Genomic DNA, 4,480 nt, shown 5'->3' with positions numbered 1-4,480 from the left:
ATCAAACGTTATTTCAATTGAACCGGAGTGAACCTGTTGAAAATACTGATGCAATTATCCGAAATGCAAAACTTTACACCAAACGAAAAAAGCATTGCATCCTATATTTTGCTTCATAAGGAAAGTATCCTGCACTTAAACATTCAGGAGCTTGCAAAGGCAACATATACTTCGCATTCCGCGATTAATCGATTAAAACATAAACTTGGGCTATCTGGTTTCAAGGAGTTCATAATCAAACTTCCTCGGGAATTTCAGCAGAATACCCAGAACATTTCCAATGTAGACCCCAACTATCCTTTCGGTTTTGATGAATCCCCACTTCAAGTAGCGAAAGAAATTGCAGAATTAATGAAAGAAACGATTGAAAAAAACTTTACATTCATGGATGATGATTTATTGTCGCAAACAGCCCTACTGCTGGATCAAGCGAAAAGAATCTTTATATATGCGTTAGGTGATTCACAAATCCGTGCGAAAAGTTTCCAAAATAAATTGGTGAAAATAAACAAGTATGTGGTTATAGCCACGGAGCTGTCTGAGTGGGCTTACCATACGGCTAATCTTACGACACAGGATTGCGCTGTTTTTTTAACTTATCACGGAAAGTCGCCGATTTTTTTAAAAGCAGCACGGCATTTCGCACATGAAAATATCCCTTTTATCACAATTACAGCAACCAATCAAAGCGAATTGGCCAAACTCAGTAATATCTGTATCCAGGTGCCTAATGACGAAGTAAAACATGCCAAGATTGGTACATTTTCATCGCAGATTGCCTTTGACTATGTATTAAATGTGATCTATTCCTGTATCTATAAAATCGACTACTTGAAAAACATTCAAACCACAACACAATCGTTGGAGAATTCGCATCTCAATGACATGATGAATGACGTATAGAGTGATTGTTCTTCCTCTAACTACAAAATAAGCGGAAACTTATGATTTTCTATCGTTACCTCCGTCTATAAAGGTCTAGTCAGCATCATGCTAACTAGACCTTTATTTTATTGCTTCAAGCCCATCAGTACAGCCGCTAGCAATCCCGGAAATCGTAAATTCACATCGTCGTACCGGATTGAAATAAAGCGTTGGGTACCCTCTATTCTTGTATGGACGACTCCTGATTCCCGAAGAGCCTTAAAGTGATGGGACAAGGTTGACTTTGGGGCCGAAATATCTATCGAGCTACAGGATTGCTCTCCCTTTTCGTCCAAAATCTTGATGATATTAAGCCGAATCGGGTCACTTAGGGCATATAAAACTGTAGATAGAGTAATTTCATTAACGCTAGGATGATACAGTGTTCTCAAGATCCGTTCACCTACCTGAATAAAGAATTATAGTTGCATTATAACATATTGCAATGTTATATTTCTAATGTTCGAAAATTATCGAACAATAGAACAAATGGAGGAATTAGTTTTGAATAAAATTATCACCTTGTTTTTCTTTATCATGTTTTTCATCGGCACAGATACGTTCATTGTATCGCCTCTTTTACCTATTCTTCGTGAAAGTTTCGGCATTTCTATCGAGCAATCAGGCTGGATCGTTTCGGCCTATGCTTTAGGTTATGCTGTGTTTGCCTTAATTGCAGGACCTTTGTCAGATGAATGGAATCGAAAAAAAGTGCTACTGTTCGGCTTGCTTGGTTTTGGTATCTTTACTTTACTTTGCGGCTTTGCCACGGATTTTTGGACCATGTTTGCTTTTCGCTTATTGGCTGGGATTAGCGCCGCTTTCGCGTCGCCTCAAGTTTGGGCTGCCATTCCTCAGCTGGTTCAACCACATAAAGTATTAAAAGCCATGGGGGTTGCTACTGCAGGATTGGCCGTTTCCCAAATGCTGGGTGTGCCCATCGGCAGCTATCTCGCTACCACAGGGTGGCAAACACCTTTTATTATGATTGGTTGCTGCACCTTCTTGATCGTTATTTTGACTGCAGTTCTCTTGCCCTCCTTACCTGCTTCTGTACAGAAGCATAAGGCTTCCTCTATTGGGAGTAGATATCGTTCATTACTACGCGGATCAACACCTAAGGTCGCTTTTCTTGCCTATCTCCTATTCCAACTCGGAAATTTTGCTGCTTTCTCTTTTATTGGCACATGGCTTTCCGATAAATTCAGTCTCAATGTTGCAAGTATTGGTACGGTAATTCTGTTCCTTGGTTTAGGAAATACGATCAGCAGCTTATTTGGTAGTAGCCTAGTTAATAAAGTAGGTGCTAGACACTCTTTGAAATATGGCATAATCTTCATCGGCCTGCTTTATTTACTTCTTCCATATTTACCTAGCGTAACTTATGTCGAAATTACATATTTCCTGATCTTCCTCATCCTTGGAATGATTTTTCCACTTATGATGAGTTTGCTTCAAAGCCTGTCTGCTACAGCACGAGGAACAATTTCATCACTTGCCAATTCTTCTATGTATTGTGGTACGGCGGTTGGCTCTTTCACAGCGGGAATGCTATATGCACACTCTGGTGGTTTTATTTCCGTTAGCCTGTTTACTGTGATTTGTTTTAGTATGTCACTTATCTTGTTCTTACGTAGCGGAGTTTTGAACATTAATATGAGTCAATCTCTATAAACTACTCAACGGTTAGATGGTTATCTAATCTTTAAAATGGAAACCTGTAATTGCCCTTTTCGGCTAGCGATATAAGTTCACTTAAAGTTGAGAAAAAAATCTTATATCGCTAAAAAAGCCGCCATTGTGGCGACTTCATTTCTCCGGTCAAGAATCAACTTTCATCTATTGCTTTTCGAATATCATAATCATTGATATCGATATCTAAATTCATTCCAAGTGCCAACTTTGCCAGCTGATTTCCAATAAAGGGGCCCATGGTCAACCCGGATGCTCCAAGCCCATTTGCCGCTATAAGACCATCCCAGCCTGGAACAGCTCCGATCACTGGTAGAAAACCGGGTGTAAAAGGACGGAAACCAACTCTTACCTCCTGAAAAGTGCTGTTTGCTAAATCAGGAGCCAATTCTAAACCTTTATCCAGAATTTCCTGCATCCCACCTGCTGTTACTCTCGTATCGTAACCTTCGATTTCATTTTCGTGAGTCGCCCCTATTACGATCTTCTGTTTATCAAAAGCCAGCAGATATTGATCAGAAGGCGGTATGACTACAGGCCAAGTGCCTGTGTCTTGCCTATTAGAAACCTGCAAATGCATAATTTGTGCTTTTTGATAACTAACCTTAAAATGAATGCCCAAAGGCAACAGTAGTTGATTTGCCCATGCACCTGCACAAACAATGACCTTGTCAGACGAGAAGCTTCGTGCACCGACCACTACTCCCGTTATATGGTCGGACTCATATTGAAGCGTAGCATTTCCTTGTATAAGGACCGCCCCGTTTTTTTGTGCTGATCGGACCAACGCATCCCGCAGCGCACGCCCATCTATTCGGGCGGCACCGCTAATATGAACAGAATGATAACCTTCTACTAACAAAGGAAACCGTTCATGGGTTTCTTTTTCATTTAGCCGGGTAATTTCACCGATTTCCGGTGCATCCGCTTGTCGTAAGTGTGCCCGCTCCTCCATTTTTTTGATTTTCTCCAAATCATCATGAATACTGAGAGCCCCCACTTGAGCATAGCCAGTTTCTGTTTCTCCCTCGCTTTTGAGTTCTTCAATCAACCCAGGGTAAAAACTCGCTCCCGCTTTGGCTAGTTGGTACCAAGCCTGATTGCGTCGCTGTGATAGCCAGGGACAGATAATGCCAGCAGCGGCATCAGTAGCCTGTCCTTTATCTTTACGATCTACAATAATTACATTAGCACCCATTTTTGCTAGATGGTATGCTGTCGATGCCCCCAGAATTCCTGATCCGATTACGATGACCTTCTTCATGATTACATCCCTTTCCTAAATCACTGTATCCATTATAGCGAATAGTGCATGAATGCATAAAGTTTGAAATTAATATTTTAAATCCTTATAAAGTTCTTAGAATTGATCTTTAAAGTAGTTGTCAGAACAAATGAAAAGGATGAACTGATATGGATAACATTATTTTACAGACTAAAAATCTCTGCAAAACCTTCGGACGACAACAGGCGGTGAACAACGTCACACTGTCTATTCAGGAGAATTCCGTCTATGGACTACTTGGCCCAAATGGGGCTGGAAAATCAACCACCTTGAAAATGTTAACCGGTATGCTACGCCCGACATCCGGTGAGATTTTATTTCAAGGAAAACCCTGGTCCCGAAAAGATCTTGCTCAGATCGGCGCACTGATCGAATCCCCTCCACTCTATGAAAATTTGACAGCTAGAGAGAACCTCAAAGTTCGTACAACGTTGCTGGGATTGCCTGATTCGCAGATTGATGAAGTGCTGAACATTGTTGATTTGACCCATACCGGGAAAAAGCGCTCGGGCCAGTTCTCGATGGGTATGAAACAGCGGCTGGGCATTGCCATTGCTCTCCTCAATCATCCCAAGCTAT

The 4,480-nt window shown here is 41.2% G+C and carries 5 protein-coding genes; 3 read left to right on the top strand and 2 right to left on the bottom strand.

Going from position 1 to position 4,480, the window contains the following annotated elements; genetic code table 11:
- Nucleotides 1-36 precede the first annotated feature (36 nt).
- Complete coding sequence (locus tag GRP75_RS19870; RefSeq protein WP_160790151.1) at nt 37-903, top strand: MurR/RpiR family transcriptional regulator; 867 nt, start codon at nt 37-39, stop codon at nt 901-903.
- A 107-nt stretch (nt 904-1,010) separates the two neighbouring features.
- Here GRP75_RS19870 and GRP75_RS19865 read toward each other — a convergent pair whose 3' ends face one another.
- Entirely contained in the window at nt 1,011-1,316 is a 306-nt protein-coding gene (locus GRP75_RS19865) for an ArsR/SmtB family transcription factor (RefSeq protein WP_075154246.1), read from the bottom strand.
- A 112-nt stretch (nt 1,317-1,428) separates the two neighbouring features.
- Here GRP75_RS19865 and GRP75_RS19860 point away from each other — a divergent pair, with 112 nt between their 5' ends.
- On the top strand, nt 1,429-2,598 hold the full coding sequence (locus GRP75_RS19860; RefSeq protein ID WP_160790150.1) for an MFS transporter: 1,170 nt from the start codon (nt 1,429-1,431) through the stop codon (nt 2,596-2,598).
- Nucleotides 2,599-2,752: 154 nt separating this feature from the next.
- On the opposite strand, the gene GRP75_RS19855 is transcribed toward GRP75_RS19860, so the two are convergent.
- The gene (locus GRP75_RS19855) at nt 2,753-3,880 is read right to left on the bottom strand and encodes an NAD(P)/FAD-dependent oxidoreductase (protein WP_160790149.1); all 1,128 of its coding nucleotides are present in this window, start codon (nt 3,878-3,880) and stop codon (nt 2,753-2,755) included.
- Between the two features lie 149 nt (nt 3,881-4,029).
- On the opposite strand from GRP75_RS19855, the gene GRP75_RS19850 reads away from it, so the two are divergent.
- Nucleotides 4,030-4,480, top strand: a 451-nt coding sequence (locus GRP75_RS19850) for an ATP-binding cassette domain-containing protein (RefSeq protein WP_160790148.1), incomplete at its 3' end; no start/stop codon positions are given.

The sequence above is a fragment of the Paenibacillus sp. OT2-17 genome (genome assembly GCF_009827695.1).
GTDB lineage: Bacteria > Bacillota > Bacilli > Paenibacillales > Paenibacillaceae > Paenibacillus > Paenibacillus polymyxa_B.
Note: the sequence above shows the minus strand (reverse complement) of the source record. Positions and strands in the feature narration are given on the sequence as shown.